Here is a 25,437-nt window from a genome sequence, read left to right as displayed (position 1 = left end):
CCTCCAACTCCACATCACAACAACATCACGGAGCTGTCATGAGCAACAAAGGGCAACTGTTACAAGACCCCTTCCTCAACGCCTTACGCAAAGAGCACGTTCCCGTCTCGATTTATCTCGTGAACGGCATCAAGCTCCAAGGTCATATCGAATCGTTTGACCAATACGTCGTACTGCTCCGCAATACCGTTACGCAGATGGTTTACAAGCATGCCATTTCCACCGTGGTACCGGCGCGAGCAGTGAATATCAATGTTGAATCTGACGCGGAATAAGAGATCACTACTTCGTCCACATCCCTCATGCGCGCTGCATTAGTCGGCGTCGATTTCGGCAAAGGAGACTTTGCCGCAAGCCTGGAAGAGCTCTCGTTACTGTCAAAGTCCGCAGGAGCAGACCCAGTTGCAACCATCACCGGAAAACGCTCCAGTCCCGACGCGGCTCTGTTTGTCGGGTCTGGCAAGGCAGACGAAATCGCCAATGCCGTGGTTTGCGACAAGCTTGACCTGGTGATATTCAACCATGCGCTTTCACCAGCGCAGCAACGTAATCTCGAACGCCATCTCAAGGTTCGTGTCATTGACCGTACGAGTCTCATTCTCGACATATTCGCCCAGCGCGCGCAAAGCCACGAAGGTAAGGTTCAGGTGGAACTCGCGCAGCTCCAGCACCTTGCAACCCGGCTGATTCGCGGATGGACTCACTTGGAACGCCAAAAGGGTGGTATCGGTTTGCGCGGACCCGGCGAAACCCAGCTTGAAACAGACCGCCGCTTGCTCGGCGACCGGGTCAAGGCATTGCGTACCCGCCTGGACAAGCTGCATCGTCAACGCCAGACGCAGAGGCGTGCGCGCGGCCGTAACAATACTTTCTCGATATCACTCGTCGGTTATACCAATGCCGGCAAGTCCACGCTCTTCAATGCATTGACCAAGGCGCAGGCTTACGCGGCAAATCAACTGTTTGCAACGCTCGATACGACATCCCGCCGCATCTATCTAGGTGAAGCTGGAAATGTCGTGATTTCAGATACTGTCGGATTCATCCGCGAGTTGCCTCACCAACTGGTTGCGTCGTTTCGGGCCACGCTGGAAGAAACCGTTCACGCCGATCTGCTCCTGCATGTAGTGGATGGCGCCAGTCCGGTACGGATGGAACAGATTGAAGAGGTCAATAATGTTCTTGCCGAAATCGGCGCTGACCATATTCCGCAGATTCTGGTCTGGAACAAGATTGACGTCGCTGGCCTGGAGCCGGCTTTAGAGCGTGATGAATATGATAAAATCCGCCGTGTTTTCATAAGCGCCCAGACCGGCACAGGCCTTGATTTGCTACGCGAGGCAGTAACCGAGTTTGCGAAGGAAGATGCGGTTGCCCAAATTGACCGTCTGCCGGTATCGGATAAACGCGAAGAACCAAGTCCCGTTCCGTTTGCAGGCGTCACCAGCGCGGGCAGGCCGTAGCCAGACTCCATGCAGCGAGCGAGAGAGAGTTGCGTTGTTCAAAGCAAGGCAGTGGACCACCATGCTCGATGCTGTGCAAATTGATAATCACCCTCTAACATTGCAAATTATTAACATAAGCCGGATAGCGAGAGAATGCCTGTTCCTCTAATTAAAAAAATCGGCCTCAAATTTTCATTGAACGACCCGCGCTGGGGACGTGGTTCCCAGGACAATGGACAAAATCAAAATCAGGATGGCAAGCGCCCGAATGATGGCCCCCCCGACCTTGACCAATTATGGCGGGAGTTCAATCAGCGTCTCAATCGATTGTTCGGTAATCGGGGAGGAGGGCGCGGTGATGGTGGATTCACCCCCGACATGAAGGGCGCCGGTATCGGCTTTGGCCTGATCGCGGCGATTATTGCTTTTCTATGGCTGATAAGCGGCTTCTTCATTGTGCAGGAAGGGCAAACCGCTGTCGTCATGACATTCGGAAAATATGACCACATGACGCCGGCTGGTTTCAATTGGCGCTGGCCGGCTCCCATTCAAAGCCACGAAATTGTCAATGTTTCACAGGTGCGAACTGTGGAGGTCGGCTATCGATCCAGCGTAAAGAACAAGCAGGCCAAGGAATCGCTGATGCTGACTGACGATGAAAACATCATCGATATCCAGTTTGCGGTCCAGTACAAATTGAAGAATGCTTCAGAATGGATCTTCAATAACCGTGACCAGGAAGAAATGGTGCGTCAGGTTGCGGAAACCGCGATTCGTGAAATCGTCGGGCGCAGCAAGATGGATTTCGTCCTATACGAAGGTCGCGAAAAAGTCGCTTTCGACGTAAGCCAAGTCATGCAGCAAATCGTCGATCGTTACAAGGCGGGTGTGCAGATCACCAACGTTACCATGCAGGGTGTGCAGCCGCCGGAGCAGGTCCAGGCCGCATTTGACGATGCGGTCAAGGCGGGCCAGGATCGCGAACGCCAGAAAAACGAAGGCCAGGCGTACGCCAATGACGTCATTCCTCGCGCACGTGGCGCAGCGTCCCGCCTGCTTCAGGAATCGGAGGCATATCGTTCCCGCGTGGTTGCCAATGCCCAGGGCGATGCCGAGCGTTTCAAGCAAGTGCTGGTCGAGTATCAGAAGGCGCCTGCAGTGACGCGCGATCGTCTCTACATCGAAACTATGCAACAGATTTTTTCCAACACTACCAAGGTCATGGTTGACAGCCGGAGCGGCAATAATTTGCTATATCTGCCGCTGGACAAATTGATCGCGCAGACTGCGACTGATCCGTCGCTTGCCAAGCCGGGTAGCGGGACGCAAAGTCAACAGTCTTCCGGAACTTCCTCGGCAACCGAGCCGCTACAATCGATGGACATGCAAAGACAGAAGGAATCGCGCAGCCGTGACGGCCGTGATTCCCGCGAGCGGGAGACAAGATAATGAGTCGTCTCGTCTCTTATTCGATCGCTGCGCTGATCATCTTGTCGGCGCTGATGTCGACACTCTTCGTTGTTGACCAGCGGCAGTATGCTATCGTCTTCGCGCTGGGTGAAGTCAAGAAGGTTATCAGCGAGCCGGGATTGCATTTCAAACTGCCACCCCCGTTTCAGAACGTCGTATTCCTCGACAAGCGGATACTGACGCTCGACACGCCTGAAGCCGACCGCTTCATTACGGCCGAAAAGAAAAATATTCTTGTCGATGCCTATATCAAATGGCGCATTGTCGATCCGCGCTTGTATTTTGTGAGCTTTACCGGCGATGAACGGCGTGCACAGGACCGCATGTCACAAATTATCAAGGCTGCCTTGAACGAGGAAATAACCAAGCGCACGGTGCGCGAGGTGATTTCTGGCGAACGGGGCAAGGTAATGAGTTCCATCCAGAAAAAAGTCACTGACGAAGCCAAACAGATTGGTGTCGAAATTGTCGATGTCCGACTCAAGCGGGTGGATTACGTCGAGCAAATCAATGCCTCGGTGTATGACCGTATGAAGGCCGAACGTGTACGTGTCGCAAATGAATTGCGTTCGACCGGCGCTGCTGAGTCGGAAAAGATTCGCGCGGATGCTGACCGTCAGCGTACAGTCATTCTTGCGGAAGCTTATCGCGATGCCGAAAGCGTCCGCGGTGATGGTGATGCCAAGGCCACGCAGATCTACGGGCAGGCATTCGGGCAGAATCCGGAGTTTTACAAGTTCTACCGTAGCCTTGAAGCATATCGTGCAAGCTTCAAGAGTCGCAGTGACATGATGGTGCTCGACCCCAACTCGGAGTTCTTCAAATACTTCAGGAACACGGGGCCGGCGTCAACGGCGGCACCAGCACCAGTCAAGAAATAGCAGGAAAATACACGCCCGGCTTGCTGAAACATGGGAATGATACCTTGCAGAAAGGTATCATTCCCTTCCTCTTTGCTGTGCAGAGGAAACATCTTGTCAATAACTTCGCTTGAACGGCGATCTGTTTGACAGATTGATTTCTCGCGCATGCTTGCTATGCCAAAGCGGACCCATATTTATTTTTAGAACGTAGTTTCATTCCCGTCATGCCAAATTGGCTCCTTCCCGAAAATATCGCCGACGTTTTGCCGTCGGAAGCGCGCAAGATCGAAGAGTTGCGTCGTACGCTGCTTGATAATTTCCGCTCGTATGGCTACGAACTGGTCATGCCGCCGATGCTTGAGTATCTTGAATCTCTACTGACCGGTGCCGGGCAGGACATGGACCTGCGGATCTTCAAGCTGGTCGATCAGTTGTCCGGGAGGACCATGGGGGTGCGTGCGGACATGACCACACAAGTGGCACGGATCGATGCTCATCTGCTGAATCGTCGCTCCGTGACGCGTCTGTGTTACGCGGGAAGCGTGTTGCAGACCCGTCCTTCCGGCTTGTATGCCACCCGCGAGCCACTGCAGATCGGTGCGGAAATCTACGGTCATGCCGGACTGGAAGCGGATGCGGAGGTCCAGGAGCTGACTTTGGCGTCTTTGGCTCTGGCAGGGATAACCCAGGTTCGCCTCGACCTTTGCCATGTCGGTGTCCTCCGCGCAATTATCGCCAATGATCCGAAGGCGGCAAAGTCGGATGCGATTCTGTTTACCTTGCTTGAATCAAAAGACATCCCCGGCTTGAAGGCGCTAACCTCGGATTTCAGCCCGGAGACCCGTGACGCTCTGCTAGCGCTGCCCAATCTCTATGGCAATGCGGAAATTATCGATCGCGCGCGTCAGGTGTTGCCTAAGCTTGCTGGTATTACACAGGCGCTGGACGAGCTTGCCCTGTTGATCAGGCAGGCGGGCGAAGCAACGGTAACGGTAGACCTGGCCGATTTGCGTGGCTACCATTATCACAGTGGCGTCATGTTCGCGGCTTACGTGCCGGGACTGCCGAACGCGGTTGCGCGGGGTGGTCGCTACGATCACGTCGGCGAGGCGTTTGGACGTGCACGTCCCGCCACTGGATTTTCGCTGGATCTGCGTGAACTGGCGCGCCTGATGCCGGGCGCCGAGCGGAGGCAGGCAATACGTGCACCATGGGGCACCGAGCCCGACTTGCGTCAAAAAATCAATGAATTGCGCCGGGCCGGCGAGGTCGTCATCCAGGCCTTGCCCGGTCATGAAAACGAAGAGGACGAGTTCGAATGCAATCGTTCCGTCGTTTTTGAAAATGGAAACTGGATTCTTAAAACACTAGGTTAAAAGCATGGCAAAGAATGTCGTTGTCATCGGCACCCAATGGGGCGATGAAGGTAAAGGTAAGATCGTCGACTGGTTGACCGATCACGCGCAAGGTGTTGTGCGTTTTCAGGGCGGGCACAATGCGGGCCATACGCTGGTGATTGGCGGTCAGAAGACCGCGTTGCAGCTGATCCCCTCGGGCATCATGCGCCCGGGCGTCGCCTGCTATATCGGCAATGGCGTCGTGCTGTCCGTTCCCGATCTGCTGCGTGAAATCGACAAGCTCCAGGCCAATGGCGTGGAGGTCGTGTCGCGCCTGAAGGTGTCGGAAGCCTGCCCGGTAATCCTCCCATATCACACCGCACTGGATGCGGCACGCGAAATGGCTCGTGGAGCTGCCAAGATCGGCACGACCGGCAAGGGCATCGGACCGACCTACGAAGACAAGGTTGCGCGTCGCGCGATTCGCGTGGCGGACCTTCTGAATGAAGGACGGTTCAGTGAAAAGCTCAAGGAAAACCTCGACTATCACAACTTCGTTCTGTCGCAGTATCTGAAGGCTGACCCGGTCGACTTCCAGAAGACCTATGACGATGCAATGGCCACAGTGTCGCGCATTCGGCCAATGGTGGCTGACGTATCGAGCGCACTGTATGCCGCATACAAGGCGGGCGGAAACCTTCTGTTCGAAGGCGCTCAGGGCAGCCTGCTTGATGTCGACCATGGCACCTACCCATTTGTAACTTCCAGCAATTGCGTGGCCGGCAATGCCGCAGCCGGTTCCGGTGTCGGCCCGAACATGCTGCACTACATCCTGGGAATTACCAAAGCCTACACCACGCGTGTCGGTTCCGGTCCGTTCCCCTCCGAGCTTCCGACAGACCAGGGCGTTGGCAAGCACCTGGCCAGCGTCGGCCACGAGTTTGGTACCGTCACTGGCCGGGCACGCCGCTGTGGCTGGTTCGACGCCGCGCTGCTGCGTCGTTCGGTACAGATCAACGGTGTCTCCGGCATGTGTCTTACCAAGCTCGACGTGCTGGATGGACTGGAATCCCTCAAGCTTTGCACCGGCTACAGGCTTGATGGCAAGGAAGTTGCGATTTTCCCTGTGGGTGCGGAAGACGCATCCCGTTGCGAACCGATCTACGAAGAAATGCCGGGTTGGAGCGAATCGACAGTGGGCGCCAAATCCCTGGCCGCGCTGCCGGCTAACGCGCGCGCCTATATCAAACGAATCGAAGAGTTGGTTGGCGTGCCGGTCGACATGGTATCCACAGGGCCGGATCGCGAAGAGACTATCGTCTTGCGCCATCCTTTTGCGTAAGACGGATAAAACTACAGAAGGCAACATCCTCATGTCTAACGATAAGGATCTTTGGGTTTCCTGGGATGAGTACAACAACGCCATCGTCGGACTCGCACGCATGGTGCACGAATCCGGCTGGCAGTTTGATCAGGTGTTGTGCCTGGCGCGCGGCGGACTCAGGCCGGGCGACATCTTTTCCCGGATCTTTGATGTACCGCTGGCAATTCTTTCGACCAGTTCTTACAGGGAGGAAGCCGGCAAGGTACAAGGTTCGCTCGATATTGGCCGGCATATTACGATGACGCGTGGCAGTCTTGCGGGCAAGGTACTGCTGCTGGACGATCTGGTGGATTCCGGTGTAACGCTCGAAAAGGTACAGACCCACCTGAAAGAAAATTTTCCAGCCATTACCGAAGTAAAGTCCGCGGTAATCTGGTGCAAGGCTTGTTCATCGGTGCGCCCCGATTATTACTTGCAGTACCTGGCGAGTAATCCATGGATACATCAGCCGTTTGAAGAATATGACAGCCTACGGCCGCATCAGCTCGCTGCCTGGTTGAAGAAGGGTGAAGTCGGATGACAACATAGTGTTCTGAACTTGCCAAGTTTTTCATAATCAAAATAGCGTCGAACGCGTTGGTTGATAGGCTGGCGAATCAGAATGGCGATGCATGGGAAGCCCGTTGGATTCACCAACGGGCTTTTTTTTGCATGGAGCGGCCTGGGCGGAGACAAGCCATTCCGGTCGCAAAACGTTGCACGTGATTTTGAACGCATGCATGGATGCAAGGTGATGTGCGGATTAAGCACAGAGGAAAAAGACTCTGCGCGAGGCGATGCAGGATTGTGGGATTGAGGATTCGGATGTGGCTTGCCGGGGGCAAGCAAAACTTCTTTTGAAGTTTTCGAGCCAGGAAAAAGAAAAGGTCCGCATATGCGGACCTTTTCTAACAACTTGGTGCCCAGAAGAGGACTCGAACCTCCACAGTGTTGCCACCGCTAGGACCTGAACCTAGTGCGTCTACCAATTCCGCCATCTGGGCTGCGAAAGACCAACATTATAGCTGAAAAATGGATTGTGTCAATTGAACGTGACGAAGGCAAAAAATGAGCAGGCAAGCACAGCGTTAGGTAAATACAACGGTACTCCGTTACACTAACCGCTAAATAAATTAACAATGAACTGAAACACCCAGTTGAGCCAATTTTCTTACACCATACCCAGCCGGGAGGAAATTCTCGGCATCCTGCGTACGGCCTCATCGCCGCAGGACCTGCAATCCCTTGCCACGGCACTCAACGTAAAGCCCGACGAAATCGATGGCCTTACACGCCGTCTCAACGCAATGGAACGTGACGGGCAGATCAAACCGAGTCGTAGCGGCCAGTATCAGCTTGCGCATCAGCCCAACTTCATCGATGGCCGTGTGATGGGCCATCGCGAAGGATATGGCTTCCTTGCGCCCGAAGATGGCAGCGGCGATATCTTCCTTCCCGAAAAGGAAATGCAGAAGGTCCTCCATGGCGACCGCGTGCAAATCCGTATCATCGGCACCGACCGTCGTGGACGGCCCGAAGGCACCATTGTCGAAGTGATCGAGCGCGCGAACAGATATGTTATCGGGCGTTTGCTCAATGAGAATGGCATGTGGGTGGTTGCGCCCGAAGACAAGCGCATCGGTCAGGACATCCTGTTGCACGGTGCGCCGGGGCAGGCAAAGACCGGCCAGGTCGTCAGCGTCGAATTGCTGGAGCAGCCTTCGCGCTACACACAGCCGGTCGGCAAGATCGTCGAGGTCCTTGGCGATATCGATGATCCCGGCATGGAGATTGAAATCGCGGTGCGCAAATATGGTGTGCCGCATGAATTTTCCGAGGCCGCAAAGAAGCTGGCTGCAAAGCTACCGGGAGAGGTGCGCGATGCCGACCTGGCCGACCGCGTCGATCTGCGCGATGTCCCGCTGGTCACGATAGACGGCGAAGATGCGCGTGACTTCGATGATGCCGTGTATTGCGAGCCTGTAAAGATCGGACGTAATAACGGATACCGATTGATTGTCGCGATTGCCGATGTCAGCCACTACGTAAAACCGAATGACGCGCTCGACAAGGACGCGCTGGAGCGCAGCACCTCGGTGTATTTTCCGCGGCGCGTAATCCCCATGCTGCCGGAAAAGCTGTCCAACGGCCTGTGCTCGCTGAATCCGGCGGTCGATCGCCTGACATTGGTGTGTGACGCAGTGATTACGGCAAAAGGCGAAATAAAGGCATATCAGTTTTATCCGGCGGTGATCCACTCCGCTGCACGTCTGACCTATACCGAAGTCGCTGCCGTTCTCGCCAATACCAAGGGGCCGGAAGCCGCGAAGCTGCAAACGCTCGTGCCGCACCTGTTAAACCTGAATGACGTATTCCATGCCTTGCTTCAGGCCAGGCAGTCACGTGGTGCAATCGATTTCGAAACAACCGAGACTTATATCGTCTGCAATGCGGCCGGCAAGATTGAGAAAATCCTGCCGCGTACACGCAATGATGCGCATCGTGTGATCGAAGAGTGCATGCTGGCCGCAAACGTCTGTGCGGCGGATCTGCTTGCGCGTCACAAGCATCCAGGCATGTATCGGGTGCACGCAGGTCCGTCCAAGGAAAAATTGAACCAGGTGCGTACCTTCCTGAAGCAAATGGGATTGCATCTGGGTGGCGGCGATGCCCCTGCCGCATCAGATTACGCTGAACTGATTCCCAAGATCAAGCTGCGGCCCGATGCGGTATTGCTGCAAACCATGCTGCTGCGCTCGATGCAGCAGGCGGTGTACAGTCCTGACAATATCGGCCATTTCGGTCTCGCGTATGAAGCCTATGCGCACTTCACCAGTCCGATCCGACGCTATCCCGATCTGCTGACGCATCGTGCGATCAAGGCCATCCTGCAGGGAAAGCGTTATGAACCCAAGGGCATCGAAACCAGCGAGTTGAACACCATGCTCTCGCCAGCGGCACGCCGGATGGCTGCCGAGGACAAGGCTAACGGCAAGAAAAGGAAAGAGGGCGATCTCGCGGTCTGGGAAGCGCTCGGCATTCATTGCTCGGCCAATGAACGGCGGGCCGACGAGGCCTCGCGCGATGTCGAAGCTTGGCTAAAATGTTACTTTGTGCGTGACAAACTCGGCGAAGAATTTACCGGCACGATTTCCGGCGTTGCGCCGTTCGGCATTTTCGTTCAGCTTGATGCATTGTTTATCGAAGGCCTGGTGCATGTCACCGAACTCGGTGCAGACTATTTTCAGTACGATGAAGTGCGCCATGAGTTGCGCGGCGAGCGTACCGGCATTCGCTACCAGTTGACCGATCGCGTCACCGTGCAAGTCAGCCGGGTCGATCTCGACGCCCGCAAAATCGACCTACGCCTGGTCAACCAAACCGATATCCACACCACCCTCAAGAACGAGGCGCGCCGTGCGGACGCCGAACAGGGGCGGGAGAAAAAGGCCAAGGCTAAGCCCGCTGCCAAGAAGACCAAACCTGCCGAAGCAGGCAAGAGCCGCACATCGCGTTCGGCCGGCACGGCCAGCAAGACGGGCAAGACGACACGAGCCTCCAAGGCAAGCGCTAAAACCGGCAAGAGGAAAAGATAAGATGAAAAGTAAAATGATATTCGGTTTCCATGCCGTTACAGCACGTATGCGCCATGATGCGTCGTCGATTGAAGAGATCTATGTCGACGCGACTCGCCATGATCGTCGCATGCAGGAACTGCTGCGTGCTGCGGAAGCCGCCAAGGTACGTATCATCCACGCCGACGATCAGCGCCTCGACGGCATGGTCGGCACTCGGCGACATCAAGGTGTCGTGGCGAAGGCTGGCGAACTCTCTCTGGCAAGAAATCTCGATGAACTTCTCGATGCGATAGAAGGCCCGCCACTGCTGCTGATTCTGGACGGCGTGACCGATCCGCATAATCTCGGCGCATGTCTGCGCGTGGCCGATGGCGCCGGCGCGCACGCGGTGATCGCTCCTAAGGACCGTGCGGTCGGATTGAATGCCACGGCCGCCAAGGTTGCCAGCGGCGCGGCCGACACCGTTCCCTATATCACCGTGACCAACCTCGCGCGCACCATGCGGGAACTCAAGGAGCGCGAAATCTGGTTGATCGGCACCACCGACGATGCCGAAAAAGGTTTGTATGAAGGCGATTTCTCCGGACCGACGGCCCTGGTCATGGGCTCCGAAGGGGAAGGCATGCGTCGTCTCACCCGTGAAAACTGCGATATTCTTGTCAGTATTCCGATGCATGGCGCAGTCGAAAGTCTCAACGTATCGGTGGCGTCGGGCGTCTGCCTGTATGAAGCGCGGCGCCAGCGTATTGCCGCAACGCGCTAGCGGCGATGGGGCACGATTATCGCGCTTCCATTTCGATTTTCAAATACGATCCACGCTTCCATGTTTAGCCGTATCCGTGAAGACATCGCCAGCATCATTGAACGCGATCCTGCCGCTCGCACCCGTTGGGAAGTGCTGACCTGCTACCCGGGACTGCATGCCATCATCATGCATCGCTGGGCGCACTGGTGCTGGCTGCATGGATTCAAATGGCTGGGACGCTTCATTTCGCACATTGCACGATGGCTCACGGCCATCGAGATTCATCCCGGCGCCACGGTGGGGCGACGCGTCTTCATCGACCATGGTTTCGGCGTAGTGATCGGTGAAACCGCCGAGGTCGGCGACGACTGCACGATCTACCAGGGCGTGACCCTTGGAGGCACTTCGCTCAGCAAGGGAGCGAAGCGCCATCCGACACTTGAGTGCGGCGTCATCATTGGCGCGGGTGCCAAGGTGCTTGGCGGATTCACGGTTGGCGAGGGCGCCAAGGTAGGATCGAACGCCGTTGTGGTCAAGGAAGTACCGGCAGGAGCCACCGCTGTCGGCAATCCGGCCCATATCGTGCAGAAAGACGTTGGCAAGCAGCGCGAGGAAGCGACCGCGCGTGTATTTGCCGCTTACGGCGTCACCCTCAATAGCGGTGACGACCCTTTGGCTACCGCATTGCATAAACTCATTGACCATGCGGGTGCACAGGAACAGCAGATGCAGAAAATTCTTGCAGCACTCAATAATGCCGGTGTCAGCTGTGAAGTGCTGGCGGATGCCGCACGCCTCAACCCCGAGCAGCTGAACAAGCTGGTCGACTGAAAGAATCGGTATGACTGAAATGAATGAAAATGCCGCAGCGGGCAAGCAGGGCGTGGATGTGCTCGATCCATTCGAAGTTCGAGTGCTTGCAGTGCTCGCAGAAAAAGAGGCGCTGACTCCGGATAACTATCCGATGTCGCTCAATGCACTGACCAACGGCTGCAACCAGTTGTCCAGCCGCGATCCGGTAATGTCGATTTCCGAAGAAACAGTCCAGGACATCCTCGATCGCCTGGTGCAAAAAAAGCTGGTTGCAGAAGTCCGGCAAGCGGGCGCCCGCGTGACAAAGTACGAGCACCGGATGCGAATGAAATGGTCGCTCGAACAGGAAAAGCTTGCGGTGCTTACTATCCTCATGCTGCGCGGTATCCAGACCGCAGGCGAAATTCGCGCCCGTAGCGGACGCCTGCATGATTTTGGATCGGTTGCGGATGTCGAAACGGCACTGCAGTTCCTGATCGATAAATACCCGCCTGTCGTCGCGAAACTTGCGCGAGCGCCGGGAACCAAGGAAGGGCGCTATGCGCATCTGCTATCGGGAGATGAAGTTCTGGAGCGTCAGGAAGTCGCCGCGAGTTTTTCCTCCGGAGTAGAAATGCCACGTCAGGACCGGATCGCGCAACTGGAAGCCGAAGTGCTCAAGTTGCGTAATGAAATCGATGCGCTGACCGCGCAATTCGCAGAATTTCGAAAGCAGTTTGAATAACCGTCGCTCGTAGCTATTACAGCGGCTGTCCATCCACGCCAAAGCGCTGAGCCGATCCGTCAGGATACAAGCCGATCCAGCCGCCACGGCTCGGCTCGGCATCGCAGTCCCAATCCGGTAATACATGGCGTATGCGCTGCGTGCCACCGACTACATGCATATGCGATGCCGGGCGATGCGTATGCCCATGAATCATGAGCGATGCCTGCGTCGATTCGAACACTGCGTCAATCGCCGCACTGTTGACATCCATGATTTCGTACGCCTTGTTGCGTTGTGCATCGCGGCTGCCGGTACGCATGCTGTCGATGATGGTCTTGCGCTGCGCAAGCGGCATCGCGAGAAACTGATGCTGCCACTCTTGCGCACGCACCATGCGCCGAAAATCCATGTACGCTTTGTCGTCCGTGCACTGTGCATCACCGTGCAACAGCACGACGCGCTGTTCGGCAATCTGGGTAACAAAGGGTTCGTCCAGTATGGTCATACCTGCAGCTTCAGCGAAACGCGATCCGATCAGGAAATCGCGATTGCCGCCTACCCAGTACACAGCTACGCCCTTGTCATGCACAACCCGGATCGCTTCGACGATTTTCCGATGATAGGGAGTGTCGAGATCGTCGTCGCCGGCCCAGTATTCGAACAGATCACCCAGCACGTACAACTGTTGCGCCGCTATCGCATGTCGATCCAGAAAGCGTAGAAATGCCTCGGTCGTGCGCGGTAGCGAAGCCTGTAGATGCACGTCCGAAACAAAAAGCGCAACCGGATTCGATTGCGCCTTGTTCGATGTAATGGTCATCGACGATATCAATAGTGAAGAAAGGGTGTTGAAAACACAGAAAATCGTTTACACGACTTCCGCTTTTTCGATTACGACGTTTTCGACAGGCACGTCAGAGAACATGCCGGCACGTGTTGTCTTGACGGACTTGATCTTGTCCACGACGTCAGTGCCTTCGACCACCTTGCCGAATACGCAGTAGCCCCAGCCATCCTGTCCCGGATAGTCGAGGAAGCTGTTGTTCTTCACGTTGATGAAGAATTGCGCAGACGCCGAATGTGGATCGGAAGTGCGTGCCATCGCGATGGAGTAGGGCTCATTTTTCAAGCCGTTCTTCGCTTCGTTTTGCACAGGATCCTTGGTTGGCTTCTGCTTCATGCCGGGTTCGAAACCGCCGCCCTGGATCATGAAACCGTCGATTACGCGGTGAAAAATCGTGCCGTCATAGTGACCGGAACGTACGTAGTCGAGAAAGCTTTCGACGGTCTTCGGTGCCTTGTCGGCGTCGAGTTCAAGCTTGATGGTGCCGTGGTTAGTGGTAAGAATGACAGCCATGATAGTCCTTTATATAGGTTGATCTTATTTGACGATGGAAGCGGATTCGATAATGACTGGCTTGACCGGTACATTTGCATGCATGCCGCTGTTGGAAGTCTCGACCGCCTTGATTTTGTCGACGACATCAGTGCCCGACATCACCTTGCCGAATACTGCATAACCCCAGCCATCCTGACCGGGATAATCTAGGAATCCATTGTTTCTGGTATTGATGAAGAACTGCGCCGACGCCGAATGCGGCGCCATCGTCCGCGCCATGGCGACCGTATAGGGCTCGTTTTTCAGACCGTTCTTGGCTTCGTTTTCGATCGGAGGGTTGGTCGGTTTTTGCTTCATGTCCTTGTCGAAGCCTCCGCCCTGGATCATGAAGTTTTCAATGACGCGATGGAATACGGTACCGTTGTAGTGGCCCTTCTTTACATACTCCAGAAAATTGGCGACAGACTTTGGCGCCTTCTCGGGATAGAGTTCGAGCACGATATTGCCCATGCTAGTTTTCAGCACAACCTGCGGATTGTCGGTGGCAGACGCTGCATGCATGGCGGCTGTCATAGACAGCGCTGCAAGCAACTGGATGAAATGTCGACGTGAAGATGGCATGAAGCTTCCTTTTCTCTTTACAGGAAAATCCCGATTGTGTATCTTCCATGGCCCTTGCCCGCGTGCAGTACCCGACCGGCGAGAAGGGGCATCGATGTTATACTGCAGCGAAACCGTGCATTTTATCAAAATAAGCATTACAAAAGGGTTTCGGCGCCGTTATTGCAATCCGTCATCCGTACCCGCGGAAGAGTGTGTGCAGCAACAGGCCAATCGCGTGACAAGTCCATAGCCGAAACGGAAAACCACCCATGACCGTCCTCAAGATTTACAACACCCTCGCGCGTGACAAGCAGGCCTTCGTCCCCATGCAGCCGGGCAAGGTTCGAATGTATGTTTGTGGAATGACGGTCTACGATTACTGCCACCTCGGGCATGCGCGGGTAATGGTCGTTTTCGATATGGTGCAGCGCTGGCTTCGCGCATCCGGTTTCGACGTAGCTTATGTACGCAATATCACCGACATCGATGACAAGATCATCAAGCGGGCGGTGGAAAACAATGAATCGATTACCCGTCTGACTCAGCGTTTCATCGACGCGATGGATGAGGATGCAGGCACACTCGGCGTGCAAAAACCCGATCACGAGCCGCGCGCTACACAGTACGTGCCTCAGATGCTTGGCTTGATTGAGAAACTCGAAAGCCATGGCCTCGCGTACAAGGCATCCGACGGTGACGTCAACTACTCGGTGCGCGACTTCCCCACCTACGGAAAACTGTCCGGCAAGTCACTCGACGACCTGCGTGCCGGTGAGCGAGTCGAACTCAACACTGGCAAGCGCGACCCACTGGATTTTGTATTGTGGAAAGCGTCCAAGGAGTCCGAACCCGACGAGGTGAAATGGGACTCGAAATGGGGAAAGGGTCGACCGGGCTGGCATATCGAATGCTCTGCAATGAGCAACGAACTGCTTGGCCAGCAGTTTGACATTCATGGCGGCGGCGAGGATCTGCAGTTCCCGCACCATGAGAATGAAATTGCACAGTCCGAGGGCGCTCATCAGCATACCTTCGTCAATTACTGGATGCACAACGGCTTCGTACGCGTCGACAACGAGAAAATGTCTAAGTCGCTCGGTAATTTCTTCACCATCCGCGATGTGCTGAAAAAATACGACGCTGAAGTCGTTCGCTTTTTCATACTGCGCGCGCACTATCGCAGCCCGCTGAATTATTCCGATGCCCACCTCGACGATGCGCGCCATGCGCTGACGCGTCTGTACACCGCATTGAAGGAAGTGCAAGCCGATGGCATGCCGCTCGATATGGGTGAAGCGCATGCGATTCGCTTTGCGGAAGCGATGAATGATGACTTCAATACGCCGATTGCGATTGCCGTGCTGTTCGACCTTGCCAATGAAATCAACAAGACGAAGTCTCCCGAGCTTGCGCGGCAACTGAAATCGCTGGCTGCGATCATCGCCTTGCTGCAACGCGCCCCGCAGGAATTTCTGCATGCAGGGCCGGCGGATGTGGAGGCGGGCGGTCTTAACGAAGCGCAAATCGACGCGCAGATTGCTGCACGCGCAGCGGCGAAGAAAGCAAAGAATTTTGCCGATGCAGACCGCATTCGCGGTGAATTGCTGGCGGCCGGCATTGTCCTCGAAGACAAACCGGGCGGTGTCACAGAGTGGCGAAGGGCGTGACCAGCATGGCCGTGATGGAGCAGCCTCCCATGGGCATTGGTGTGCCGGCGTATTGGCACGACGCCAAGGAAGAACTGATGAAGCGCGACCGCATCATGCGCAAGCTCATTCCTCAGTTCGGCGCCATGCATCTGATCGGACGCGGCGAAGCATTCACGACGCTTGCCCGCTCCATCGTCGGCCAACAAATTTCGGTCAAGGCCGCCGATGCGGTCTGGCAGCGCTTTCTTGAAGCCTGTCCGAAATGCACGCCAGCCCAGGTCTTGAAAGCAGGCCCGGAGAAGCTCGCATCCTGCGGCTTGTCAAAAAGGAAAGCGGAATATGTCATTGATTTGGCCGATCATTTCAAGGCCAAACGAGTGCACGCGGACAAATGGATGGAGATGGAAGACGAAGAAGTCATCTCGGAACTGATCCAGATCCGCGGCATCGGACGCTGGACAGCCGAGATGTTTTTGATATTTAATTTGCTCCGACCGAATATATTGCCTTTGGACGACCTCGGGTTGCTCAAAGGCATTAGCGTCAATTATTTTTCGGGTGAGCCGGTTTCCCGCAGCGACGCACGTGAAGTTGCGGCCAACTGGGAGCCTTGGCGTACTGTCGCAACCTGGTACCTGTGGCGCAGCCTGGATGCTGCGCCTGTCATGTCCTGACCGATGCGGCAGACCGAGCTGACCCGGAATGAATATTCAACTCGTGTTGATATAAGGAGGCACGATGAGCAAGACAACTTTTCTCGGATTTGAGCAACCGATTGCTGAACTCGAAGGAAAAATCGAAGAGCTGCGTTTCGTGCAAGACGACTCGGCAGTCGACATCTCGGAAGAAATCGATCGCCTGTCCAAGAAGAGCCAGCAGCTCACCAAGGATATCTATGCGAAGCTGACGCCGTGGCAGGTGTCGCAGATCGCGCGTCATCCGCAGCGTCCCTACACCATGGATTACGTGAACGAAATCTTCACCGATTTCCACGAACTCCACGGCGATCGCAGCTATGCGGACGACCTGTCCGTCGTTGGTGGACTTGCACGTTTCAATGGCCAGGCCTGCATGGTGATCGGTCATCAGAAAGGCCGCGACACGAAGGAACGGGCAATGCGCAACTTCGGCATGCCCAAGCCGGAAGGCTATCGCAAGGCCATGCGCCTGATGAAGTTGGCGGAAAAATTCAATCTTCCCATCTTTACCTTCGTCGATACTCCAGGCGCTTTTCCCGGCATCGACGCTGAAGAACGCGGTCAGTCCGAAGCGATCGGCCACAACCTGTATGTGATGGCAGAACTGAAGGTTCCTCTGATCGCCACCATCATCGGCGAAGGCGGATCCGGTGGCGCGCTGGCGATTGCGGTCGGCGATGTCGTGCTGATGCTGCAATATGCGACTTATTCGGTGATCTCGCCGGAAGGCTGCGCTTCCATCCTCTGGAAAACCTCGGAACGCGCCTCCGATGCGGCCGACGCACTTGGCTTGACCGCGCACCGTCTGAAGGCGATCAACCTGATCGACAAGATCGTCAACGAGCCGCTGGGCGGCGCACATCGCGACCCCAAACAAATGGCAGTGATGCTCAAGCGTGCACTGGCCGATTCGCTACGCCAGTTCCAGGGCGTAAAGACCAAGGACCTGATCGCTGCGCGTCACGAAAAGCTGCTCAGCTACGGTAAGTTCAAGGAAATCAATTCGCCGGAATAAGATCATGGATGTCACCGGGACGTCGAACGGCCCGTTAGCCCTGAACGAAACTTTTGAACGTGCGCTGGAAGTCATCCTGGCGCGCGTTGCTGTTCCAGATGCGTTGCCGCAGGAACCGCCTGCGACATTTGTCAATCCCCCTATATCAATCGCCCTAGCCTATAGCGGCGGACTTGATTCCGCAGTCTTGCTGCACCTGGCGCGGCATTACACTTCCACGCGCCGCATCTGTTTGCATGCCTTTCATATTCATCATGGCCTGAGCCCGAATGCGGACGCCTGGAGCGCTCACTGCGAACAGGAATGTGCGCGATTGTCGGTGCATTTCGATGTGCGGCGTGTGCAGGTGGCCGGCCGCGAAAAGCAGGGCACCGAGCAGGCGGCCCGCCTCATCAGATATGCCGCCTTGGGCCAGCTTTGCCGTGAGCATGGCGTTGCACTGCTGCTCACTGCCCATCATCAGGATGATCAGGCGGAAACCGTCCTGCTCCAACTATTGCGGGGCTCGGGTGTCGCCGGCCTGTCCGGCATGGAGCCGGTCAATACAGCTCCCGGCCTGCTCGGCGATGATAGGCTTATGATTGGGCGCCCGTTGCTTGATGTCTCGCGCAGTCGCCTTGAACAATTCATGAGGCAATGCGGTATTCGCCACATAGAAGACGAATCGAATGAGGATCCGCGCTATGCGCGCAACGCCTTGCGGCACAAGGTCATGCCAGTGCTGAGTGCGAATTTCCCTGGCTTTCAGCAACGTTTTGCGCGCTCGGCGCAGCATGCGCAATCGGCTCAGCGATTGCTCGATGAACTGGCTGCGCAGGATCTCGCGGCTTGCAGGGACGGTGAAGGCATCGCCCTGGGCCGCCTGGAGAAATTGAATGGCGACCGTATCGATAACGTCCTGCGCTACTGGTTTGCAACGCGCGGCGTGCGCATGCCGGCGACCGCATGGCTGCAAGAGATGCGTGCGCAATTGTTCAATGCAAAGGAAGATGCCCGTATTCGCGTTACCCATGCGGATTGCGAAATACGCCGGCATCGCGACCACGTCTTCATCACGCCGCGGCATGACGATGCCGATCTGGATGTGGCGCCGATACACTTTCGTTGGCAGGGCGAGGCATCGATACACTTCGCTGCATTTCAGGGCACGCTGCATTTCGAGCATGCGGAAGAGGGCGTGAATGCCGACTGGCTGCAAGGGCAGAAACTGCAGATACGCTTGCGCAGCGGCGGCGAGCGACTCAGGCTCGCGGCGAATCGCCCCAGCCGAGCGCTGAAGTACCATTACCAGGCGCTGGATATCCCACACTGGCAACGCTTGCGCCTGCCTCTGGTCATGTCGGACCAGCATCTGGTATTTGCCGCAGGCATCGGCATGCATTGGGAAATCTCATCGTCTGAGGCTGATAACAGTCGAAACTTTGTTCGACTGCGTTGGGAACAAGACCGTATTCAAAAATCGCCGGATTTTTAACGGTTTTTTGCGCTGGTCAGCGATATTTCCATGGCGTGGGCTTGCCTTCAAGGCCCTGAGCAGGTAAAGTAAAGGGTTGATTTTTATCAAAATTTCTTCTTTTTTAGCGTAGCTTTTCACCCTTATGGCATTAATCGTCCACAAATATGGCGGCACCTCCATGGGCTCGACCGAGCGCATCAAGAATGTCGCCAAGCGCGTCGCCAAATGGCATGACGCAGGTCATCAAATCGTCGTCGTGCCGTCGGCCATGTCCGGCGAAACCAACCGCCTGATCGGCCTGGCCAAAGAGATCATGCCTCAGCCGGATCCACGCGAGCTCGACATGCTGGCGTCAACCGGCGAGCAGGCCTCGGTCGCGTTGCTGTCGATGGCGCTGCAGAGCATTGGCAAGCAGGCTGTGTCCTACGCCGGCTGGCAAGTGCCTATCAAGACCGATTCCGCCTTTACCAAGGCTCGCATCCAGTCGATCGACGATGTCCGCGTACGCAAGGATCTCGATGCAGGAAAGGTTGTCATCATTACCGGCTTCCAGGGTATGGACGATGCCGGCAACATCACTACGCTGGGCCGTGGCGGCTCCGACACTTCTGCCGTCGCCGTGGCGGCAGCGCTGAAGGCGCAGGAATGCCTGATCTACACCGACGTTGATGGCGTCTACACGACCGACCCGCGCGTGGTCACCGAAGCGCGCCGTCTGAAGACCGTGACGTTCGAGGAAATGCTGGAACTCGCCTCGCTGGGTTCGAAGGTCTTGCAGATCCGCTCGGTTGAATTCGCAGGCAACTACAAGGTCCCGACGCGCGTCCTGTCGTCGCTGACGGATCCGCTCATGTCGCTGGAAGAAGAAGCCAATTCCGGCACCCTGATTTCGTTTGAGGAAGATACACACATGGAACAAGCCGTCATTTCCGGCATCGCCTTCAATCGCGATGAAGCGAAGATCACCGTCCTCGGCGTGCCCGACAAGCCGGGCATCGCCTATCAGATCCTCGGCCCGATCGCCGACGCGAACATCGAAGTCGACATGATCATCCAGAATCAGTCCGTCGAAGGCAAGACCGACTTCACGTTCACCGTGCCGCGTGGTGAATACGCAAAAGCAATGGATGTGCTCAACAAGAGCGTGAAAGAACACATCGGCGCCGCCAACGTCAATGGCGACACCAAGGTATCGAAAGTATCGGTAGTCGGCGTGGGCATGCGTAGCCATGTTGGTATCGCATCGCAGATGTTCCGTACGCTGTCGGAAGAGGGTATCAACATCCAGATGATCTCCACGTCCGAAATCAAGATTTCGGTACTGATCGACGAGAAATACATGGAGCTCGCGGTCCGCGCATTGCACAAGGCATTCGACCTGGAAAAAGCTTGACCAAACTCCATTGATTGCAATGTTCCATTGACCAAGTCTGCATGAGCAGCTATCATGCGGGACTTCACTAAAGCGTGTGGCAACACCGCTTGACGTGTGGAGACGTGGCCGAGTGGTCGAAGGCACTTCCCTGCTAAGGAAGCATATGGGCTTAAACCTGTATCGAGGGTTCGAATCCCTCCGTCTCCGCCAGAAATCAAAAATGCCCCGGATGGGGCATTTTTTTTGCGCGAACGGAACCTGCGGCCATGCGCGCGCGCTTGCTTCCTGCCTGTGGTCTGCGCAATGCACGAATCCTTGCTACGGCACCAATAATAAAAAGCCCTTTCTTAATGGCTTTTTATTGCCGGCATGACTTGCCATTCGACACACACCGTTAAATTTATCATCAATCAACGTTGACGAATGCATCGTGCAAGCATTCAGCCTTGGACGAATGCCGTCAGGTGCTCATCATTTTAAGCGGCGCCATGTGCACGGAGGCTCGGATGAGGGGCTATGAGGTTTGCACTTGCCTTAGTCAACGCCACGCACGAGCCCTTCGATGGTATGCGCCTGAACGATATGTTCAAGCTCATCGACGATCCTGCAGGTAAGGTGGGACCGTACTTCGGCAGGCAGCGACGCGTAATATCGACGCGTCATCTGAAAGTCGTGACGCTTTGAGTTGTTGGCATCCGGCGCATCGACGCCGAGCACGAATACGGGGCGCGACTTGTTCGAGCGATTTGCGGTGCCGCGATGGATGGTCAGTGCAGAGCGCGCGGAGATGTCGCCCATGCGTGGATACTTGCGTTGCGCGCGCGCTTCGTAGCGCTGGTAGAGCGATGGAGGAGGGAACATGCCTTTTTCGCAGCCGGTGAATTCGTCCCATTGCGTGCCCGGCGCGATTTCAAACGGACCCATGTCTTCTTCGACATCGACAGTCGTGATATTGAATGCAAGCGAATTCAGACGTCGGCCCAAACGTGTTGCATCCGGCATCGGAAAGTCACGATGCCATGGCTGATTGGCAGCGCCGGGTCCGGGAACGTCGAAGCCGGCTTCGACAACCTGGTAGTCGGGCCCTAGCGCCGCCTCGCACACGGCGACTACCCACGGATGGGTAATGAGGTCCAGGAAGCCGCGTATGCGTTCCGGATGGACTTCGACATAGAACCGGTTGGGACCGCGGCCAAGCGCGCCGCCTGGCCGCTGCCTGGCCTCCTCGAACAAGTCGTCGATGTCGGCGCGCAGATGCTGAACCCAGTGGCGGTCGAACGCGCCCTTGAGGCCAATGATTCCGTCGCCGTATAAGCCGCGAAGGATATCGGCGGTATCAAACTGATCATGCTGGGGCTGGAGAACTGCACTCATGAATCTCGTCCTTGGGAAGGTGAGCGGGTATGTCCGAAGCGTAGTCCTTCGCTCGATCTCAGCCCGCATGCAATGGGAATGAAAGCACCGTGGTCCGATGCGACGCAGGGCAAGGCACCGCGCCTTGCTGCAGACACGCCGGCAATTCGAAAGTGCCCGCCCCGCTAGGAAAAATTTTCCAGCTTGCATGTTTTGCAAGCACGGCGTGCTTGCGGAACTCAAAGTGAAGTTATTTCGTTCACACCCTAAATTCCGCATCCGCTTTGTCGATAACAGAACCAGCAAGCTGAGTAACGGAAAGAATCACAAATATTCTTTGCGTCAACCCTAAAGTTTGGAAAATTGCGGTCGTTAAACAACACAGCAACTTGGAACGATGCATGTAACTACGCATAACTTTAGGTTTTTGCGGCCAGGTTGCTGGCATTAAGAATAAGCTTTTTAACAATTCCTTCCGGCGAAGGAAAATGTAAAGGCGTTGCTGTTTTGCCTAAAACCTTGCTGCCAAGCCACTTTCCGGGCTTCGAAAGAAGCGCGGAGTTGCGCATTTCCGCGCAATGTAGGACAAACTCCTACAGGTCCTGTCGTCATCCATCCGACGCAAAATATGGGCGTATGCCGATTTGCGTGATCATCCTCCGGGTTCAGAATCCATTTCACTGCAATGCCATAAGGCAACAGTTTTAACGGATAGGGGTGTACGATGAACACAAACGACATGCTGGCCGAGATTCGCGATGCCAACCTGAGCTATCTGATGCTTGCACAGCAGATGATCCGTTCCGACAAAGCCTCCGCAGTATTCCGACTGGGTATCAGCAGCGAGATTGCGGATCTGCTCGAAGGATTGAATAATTCCCAAATCTTGAAACTGGCCGGCAGCAACATGATGCTTGCGCGCTTTCGCTTCGACGATGGCGCCATCCTTGGTATGCTGACCAACTATCACAAGGATCGCGGTCTGGCGCATTCGCATGCCGCTATCCTGATGGCAGGACAGAAGTCGGAAGAGATGTCCTGAACGGCAACCGCCGCTCGGGTGATGTGCAAGTACTAGGGACGAACATGGCGAAGAAAAGTGTAGTAACGGAAGCACAGGAAATTCAGCTCGCAATCGAGCTCATTCAACTGGGCGCCCGTCTGCAACTTCTTGAATCCGAAACGACTTTGTCCCGCGAGCGCCTGCTCAAGCTATACAAGGAACTCAAAGGCGTCTCGCCGCCCAAGGGTATGCTGCCGTTCTCGACCGACTGGTTCATCACCTGGCAACCGAACATCCATTCTTCACTCTTCATCAACATTCACAAGTATCTGGTCGAGCACGCACAGATATCCGGCATCGAGGCCATCATGAAGGCTTACAAGCTCTATCTGGAGCAGGTCGAGCCCGATGCTTCGGGAGAGCCGGTATTGTCGCTGACCCGCGCCTGGACGCTGGTACGCTTCTTTGAAAGCAAGATGCTCGAAACCGCATGCTGCAGCAAATGCGGTGGCGACTTCGTCGTGCATCGGCTCGACCTGAACAATCACTATACGTGTGGCCTTTGCCACATGCCTTCACGCGCAGGCAAAACCAAAAAGCTGAAAGAAGAAGCCGCCGGTGCCGCCGCCGCAGGTGGTCCTGCCGCCGTGCAGGCCTGAGCGCTTCACTTCCCGCTCGTCGGCCGCCTTCATGTCACGTGTGCATGCACGCCCGGGCACAGCGCCGCGCATAGCCATACTACGTGCGCCTGCAGTGCAGGCACTGATCATTCAAACTTTTTCCTTTGTCCTGGTGGTTGCGCTGGCTTTGCTTGTTGCACCTGCCGGCGTAGAGGTCAGCGTTGCTGCTGCGACGTTGCTGCAAGGCGCTGCCGCTGCAGCGCTGTCACGTTGGCGCCGCCTTGCCGCCTGGTGGCTTCCGATTCAATTCCTGTTTCCGGTCGCAGTAGTTGTTCTGCTGGCCGTCAGGCTGCCGCCCTGGATCTTTTTGTGTGCCTTCCTGGTGCTGCTGCCCTTGTACTGGACCACCTTTCGCACACAAGTTCCGTTCTACCCATCGGGCCGCGCTACGTGGCTGGCCGTCGAAAAGCTTCTTCCATCGAAGTCCGACATCCGAATGATCGACATCGGCAGCGGTTTCGGCGGCATGGTCATGCATCTTGCGGAACATCGCCCCAGCGGAGATTTTCAGGGCATCGAACTGGCGCCGCTGCCGTGGCTGGCCAGCCGGCTGATCGCCCGCTTGCGCCGCAATCCGGCCCGCTTCATGCGTGGCGATTACGAAAACCTTTCGCTCGCATCGTATGACGTGGTGTTTGCCTACCTGTCGCCGGCGGCAATGCCCGCCTTGTGGCACAAGGCATGCGCGGAAATGCACAGCGGGAGCCTGTTGCTCAGCCTGGAATTTCCGGTTCCCGGTGCCGAGCCGCAGCTCATGCTTCATCCGCAAGAGGGGGGGCCTGAGTTGTACGGCTGGTACATGTAGTTTGGAAGCGCGCCAAATCTGCGCCGACATGTCAAGTTTTCCGATTTTCCGTCGTAACTTTAGGTGAAAGCTACCATTCGGCGCCAGTTTGGCCACATCAGCACACATACTGGTTGTTAAGCGCCCGTTGAATTGGCAAAATGGTTGGCGTGAAGAAAGAAGTCTAATCAGGAGTATCCGATATGAGGAATGCGACCAAGCCGGCAAGGCGCAGTCCGATTCCGGCTGTCGGGTAGTCCAGTATCCCGGAGCCGCCTTTGTTAGTTATCGTTGGTTATCTAGTCGTTTGTGGTTCCGTGTTCGGTGGTTTCGCCATGGCTGGCGGACATCTCGCCGCATTGTTCCAGCCGCTTGAGTTGCTGATGATCGGCGGCGGGGCAGCCGGCGCTTTTTTCGTCGGTAATAATGGCAAGTCGATCAAGGCCACGCTCAAGGCGTTGCCCACGGTTCTGAAGGGCTCCCGGTACACCAAGGCGCTGTACATGGAGTTGATGACACTACTCTTCGAAATCCTTAGCAAGGTACGCAAGGAAGGCCTGATGTCGATCGAAGGCGACATCGAAAATCCCGAGCAAAGTCCTATCTTCAGCAAGTATCCCGGCATTCTTGCCGATCACCACATCGTCGAATTCATGACCGACTACCTGCGCCTGATGGTGTCGGGGAACATGGACGCCTTCCAGATCGAAAACCTGATGGACAATGAGATCGAAACCCATCATGCCGAAGGCGAAGTGCCGGTGCACTGCGTAGCCAAGCTGGGTGATGGCCTGCCGGCGTTCGGCATTGTCGCCGCGGTGATGGGCGTGGTGCACACGATGGAGTCGGTTGGTTTGCCGCCGTCGGAACTCGGCATGCTGATTGCTCACGCTCTGGTCGGCACCTTCCTCGGCATTTTGCTTGCGTATGGCTTCGTCGGCCCGCTGTCGGCGCTGCTGGAACAGAAGCTGCACGAGTCGTCCAAGATGTACCAGTGCGTGAAAGTGACGCTGCTTGCCAGCCTGAATGGCTATGCACCGGCGCTCGCGGTCGAATTCGGCCGCAAAGTGCTGTTCTCGACCGAGCGGCCGTCATTCAGCGAACTGGAAGAGCATATCAAATCGTCCAAATCCAAATAAGAATCAGGCAATCCTGATCCGAT

The 25,437-nt window shown here is 55.9% G+C and carries 25 protein-coding genes and 2 tRNA genes; 21 read left to right on the top strand and 6 right to left on the bottom strand.

Features of this window, described 5'->3' with window-relative positions:
* The first annotated feature begins 38 nt into the window (after nt 1-38).
* From hfq to D3871_RS09485, 7 genes are all read left to right on the top strand, one after another.
* The gene (gene hfq, locus D3871_RS09515) at nt 39-275 is read left to right on the top strand and encodes an RNA chaperone Hfq (RefSeq protein ID WP_057291543.1); all 237 of its coding nucleotides are present in this window, start codon (nt 39-41) and stop codon (nt 273-275) included.
* A 27-nt stretch (nt 276-302) separates the two neighbouring features.
* Nucleotides 303-1,463, top strand: coding sequence for a GTPase HflX (gene hflX / locus D3871_RS09510; RefSeq protein ID WP_119768667.1), 1,161 nt, complete (start codon nt 303-305; stop codon nt 1,461-1,463).
* Between the two features lie 135 nt (nt 1,464-1,598).
* On the top strand, nt 1,599-2,894 hold the full coding sequence (gene hflK, locus D3871_RS09505) for an FtsH protease activity modulator HflK (RefSeq protein WP_119768666.1): 1,296 nt from the start codon (nt 1,599-1,601) through the stop codon (nt 2,892-2,894).
* Nucleotides 2,894-3,796: a protease modulator HflC gene (hflC, locus tag D3871_RS09500; protein WP_119768665.1), complete on the top strand. Its 903-nt coding sequence runs from the start codon at nt 2,894-2,896 to the stop codon at nt 3,794-3,796. Before hflK ends, hflC begins: the two co-directional genes overlap by 1 nt.
* A 206-nt stretch (nt 3,797-4,002) precedes the next feature.
* A complete protein-coding gene (locus D3871_RS09495; RefSeq protein ID WP_119768664.1) occupies nt 4,003-5,154 on the top strand; it encodes an ATP phosphoribosyltransferase regulatory subunit in 1,152 nt (383 codons plus the stop codon).
* Nucleotides 5,155-5,158: 4 nt separating this feature from the next.
* Nucleotides 5,159-6,457 carry an adenylosuccinate synthase gene (locus tag D3871_RS09490; protein WP_119768663.1) on the top strand — a complete coding sequence of 433 codons (1,299 nt, stop codon included), beginning with the start codon at nt 5,159-5,161 and terminating at the stop codon, nt 6,455-6,457.
* Between the two features lie 31 nt (nt 6,458-6,488).
* Nucleotides 6,489-7,019 (top strand): phosphoribosyltransferase, encoded by a 531-nt coding sequence (locus tag D3871_RS09485; protein WP_420799634.1) that lies wholly within the window; start codon nt 6,489-6,491, stop codon nt 7,017-7,019.
* Between the two features lie 376 nt (nt 7,020-7,395).
* Here D3871_RS09485 and D3871_RS09475 read toward each other — a convergent pair.
* Nucleotides 7,396-7,482, bottom strand: a tRNA-Leu gene (locus D3871_RS09475).
* A 153-nt stretch (nt 7,483-7,635) separates the two neighbouring features.
* Here D3871_RS09475 and rnr point away from each other — a divergent pair.
* From rnr to D3871_RS09455, 4 genes are read left to right on the top strand one after another with little or no spacing between them, the layout of a single operon-like run.
* Nucleotides 7,636-10,074 (top strand): ribonuclease R, encoded by a 2,439-nt coding sequence (gene rnr / locus D3871_RS09470; protein WP_119768661.1) that lies wholly within the window; start codon nt 7,636-7,638, stop codon nt 10,072-10,074.
* A gap of 1 nt (nt 10,075) precedes the next feature.
* Nucleotides 10,076-10,819: a 23S rRNA (guanosine(2251)-2'-O)-methyltransferase RlmB gene (gene rlmB, locus D3871_RS09465; protein WP_119768660.1), complete on the top strand. Its 744-nt coding sequence runs from the start codon at nt 10,076-10,078 to the stop codon at nt 10,817-10,819.
* Nucleotides 10,820-10,879: 60 nt separating this feature from the next.
* Nucleotides 10,880-11,632 carry a serine O-acetyltransferase gene (cysE, locus tag D3871_RS09460; RefSeq protein ID WP_119768659.1) on the top strand — a complete coding sequence of 251 codons (753 nt, stop codon included), beginning with the start codon at nt 10,880-10,882 and terminating at the stop codon, nt 11,630-11,632.
* Nucleotides 11,633-11,642: 10 nt separating this feature from the next.
* Nucleotides 11,643-12,338: a YceH family protein gene (locus tag D3871_RS09455; RefSeq protein WP_119768658.1), complete on the top strand. Its 696-nt coding sequence runs from the start codon at nt 11,643-11,645 to the stop codon at nt 12,336-12,338.
* 16 nt (nt 12,339-12,354) lie between these two features.
* Here D3871_RS09455 and D3871_RS09450 read toward each other — a convergent pair whose 3' ends face one another.
* Genes D3871_RS09450 through D3871_RS09440 form a run of 3 tightly spaced genes read right to left on the bottom strand, consistent with a single transcriptional unit; the run spans nt 12,355 to nt 14,280 of the window.
* The gene (locus tag D3871_RS09450) at nt 12,355-13,140 is read right to left on the bottom strand and encodes a UDP-2,3-diacylglucosamine diphosphatase (protein WP_119768657.1); all 786 of its coding nucleotides are present in this window, start codon (nt 13,138-13,140) and stop codon (nt 12,355-12,357) included.
* Between the two features lie 48 nt (nt 13,141-13,188).
* Nucleotides 13,189-13,677 carry a peptidylprolyl isomerase gene (locus D3871_RS09445; RefSeq protein ID WP_119768656.1) on the bottom strand — a complete coding sequence of 163 codons (489 nt, stop codon included), beginning with the start codon at nt 13,675-13,677 and terminating at the stop codon, nt 13,189-13,191.
* Nucleotides 13,678-13,701: 24 nt separating this feature from the next.
* On the bottom strand, nt 13,702-14,280 hold the full coding sequence (locus tag D3871_RS09440; protein WP_119768655.1) for a peptidylprolyl isomerase: 579 nt from the start codon (nt 14,278-14,280) through the stop codon (nt 13,702-13,704).
* Nucleotides 14,281-14,531: 251 nt separating this feature from the next.
* On the opposite strand from D3871_RS09440, the gene cysS reads away from it, so the two are divergent.
* The 6 genes from cysS to D3871_RS09410 all read left to right on the top strand — a co-directional run bounded on the left by cysS (nt 14,532) and on the right by D3871_RS09410 (nt 20,665).
* Nucleotides 14,532-15,929, top strand: coding sequence for a cysteine--tRNA ligase (gene cysS, locus D3871_RS09435; RefSeq protein ID WP_119768654.1), 1,398 nt, complete (start codon nt 14,532-14,534; stop codon nt 15,927-15,929).
* A 5-nt stretch (nt 15,930-15,934) separates the two neighbouring features.
* On the top strand, nt 15,935-16,585 hold the full coding sequence (locus tag D3871_RS09430) for a DNA-3-methyladenine glycosylase family protein (RefSeq protein ID WP_119769998.1): 651 nt from the start codon (nt 15,935-15,937) through the stop codon (nt 16,583-16,585).
* Nucleotides 16,586-16,649: 64 nt separating this feature from the next.
* Nucleotides 16,650-17,624 (top strand): acetyl-CoA carboxylase carboxyltransferase subunit alpha, encoded by a 975-nt coding sequence (locus D3871_RS09425; RefSeq protein WP_119768653.1) that lies wholly within the window; start codon nt 16,650-16,652, stop codon nt 17,622-17,624.
* 4 nt (nt 17,625-17,628) lie between these two features.
* The gene (gene tilS, locus D3871_RS09420; RefSeq protein ID WP_119768652.1) at nt 17,629-19,098 is read left to right on the top strand and encodes a tRNA lysidine(34) synthetase TilS; all 1,470 of its coding nucleotides are present in this window, start codon (nt 17,629-17,631) and stop codon (nt 19,096-19,098) included.
* 124 nt (nt 19,099-19,222) lie between these two features.
* Complete coding sequence (locus tag D3871_RS09415) at nt 19,223-20,473, top strand: aspartate kinase (protein ID WP_119768651.1); 1,251 nt, start codon at nt 19,223-19,225, stop codon at nt 20,471-20,473.
* 98 nt (nt 20,474-20,571) lie between these two features.
* Nucleotides 20,572-20,665, top strand: a tRNA-Ser gene (locus D3871_RS09410).
* 324 nt (nt 20,666-20,989) lie between these two features.
* On the opposite strand, the gene D3871_RS09405 is transcribed toward D3871_RS09410, so the two are convergent.
* On the bottom strand, nt 20,990-21,829 hold the full coding sequence (locus tag D3871_RS09405) for a phytanoyl-CoA dioxygenase family protein (RefSeq protein ID WP_119768650.1): 840 nt from the start codon (nt 21,827-21,829) through the stop codon (nt 20,990-20,992).
* Nucleotides 21,830-22,227: 398 nt separating this feature from the next.
* Nucleotides 22,228-22,377 carry a hypothetical protein gene (locus D3871_RS30180; protein ID WP_158597897.1) on the bottom strand — a complete coding sequence of 50 codons (150 nt, stop codon included), beginning with the start codon at nt 22,375-22,377 and terminating at the stop codon, nt 22,228-22,230.
* 155 nt (nt 22,378-22,532) lie between these two features.
* On the opposite strand from D3871_RS30180, the gene flhD reads away from it, so the two are divergent.
* The 4 genes from flhD to motA all read left to right on the top strand — a co-directional run bounded on the left by flhD (nt 22,533) and on the right by motA (nt 25,414).
* The gene (gene flhD / locus D3871_RS09400) at nt 22,533-22,850 is read left to right on the top strand and encodes a flagellar transcriptional regulator FlhD (protein ID WP_119768649.1); all 318 of its coding nucleotides are present in this window, start codon (nt 22,533-22,535) and stop codon (nt 22,848-22,850) included.
* A 44-nt stretch (nt 22,851-22,894) separates the two neighbouring features.
* Complete coding sequence (gene flhC, locus D3871_RS09395; protein ID WP_119768648.1) at nt 22,895-23,470, top strand: flagellar transcriptional regulator FlhC; 576 nt, start codon at nt 22,895-22,897, stop codon at nt 23,468-23,470.
* Nucleotides 23,471-23,501: 31 nt separating this feature from the next.
* Nucleotides 23,502-24,296, top strand: a complete 795-nt coding sequence (locus D3871_RS09390; protein WP_119769997.1) for a class I SAM-dependent methyltransferase — start codon at nt 23,502-23,504, stop codon at nt 24,294-24,296.
* A gap of 257 nt (nt 24,297-24,553) precedes the next feature.
* Nucleotides 24,554-25,414 (top strand): flagellar motor stator protein MotA, encoded by an 861-nt coding sequence (gene motA, locus D3871_RS09385; RefSeq protein WP_119768647.1) that lies wholly within the window; start codon nt 24,554-24,556, stop codon nt 25,412-25,414.
* The last annotated feature ends 23 nt before the right edge of the window (nt 25,415-25,437 follow it).

Origin of the sequence: Noviherbaspirillum saxi, from assembly GCF_003591035.1 — a bacterium.
In the GTDB taxonomy this organism is placed as follows: domain Bacteria; phylum Pseudomonadota; class Gammaproteobacteria; order Burkholderiales; family Burkholderiaceae_D; genus Noviherbaspirillum; species Noviherbaspirillum saxi.
The sequence above is the reverse complement of the archived record's forward strand: the minus strand, read 5'-3'. Positions and strand labels throughout refer to the sequence as shown.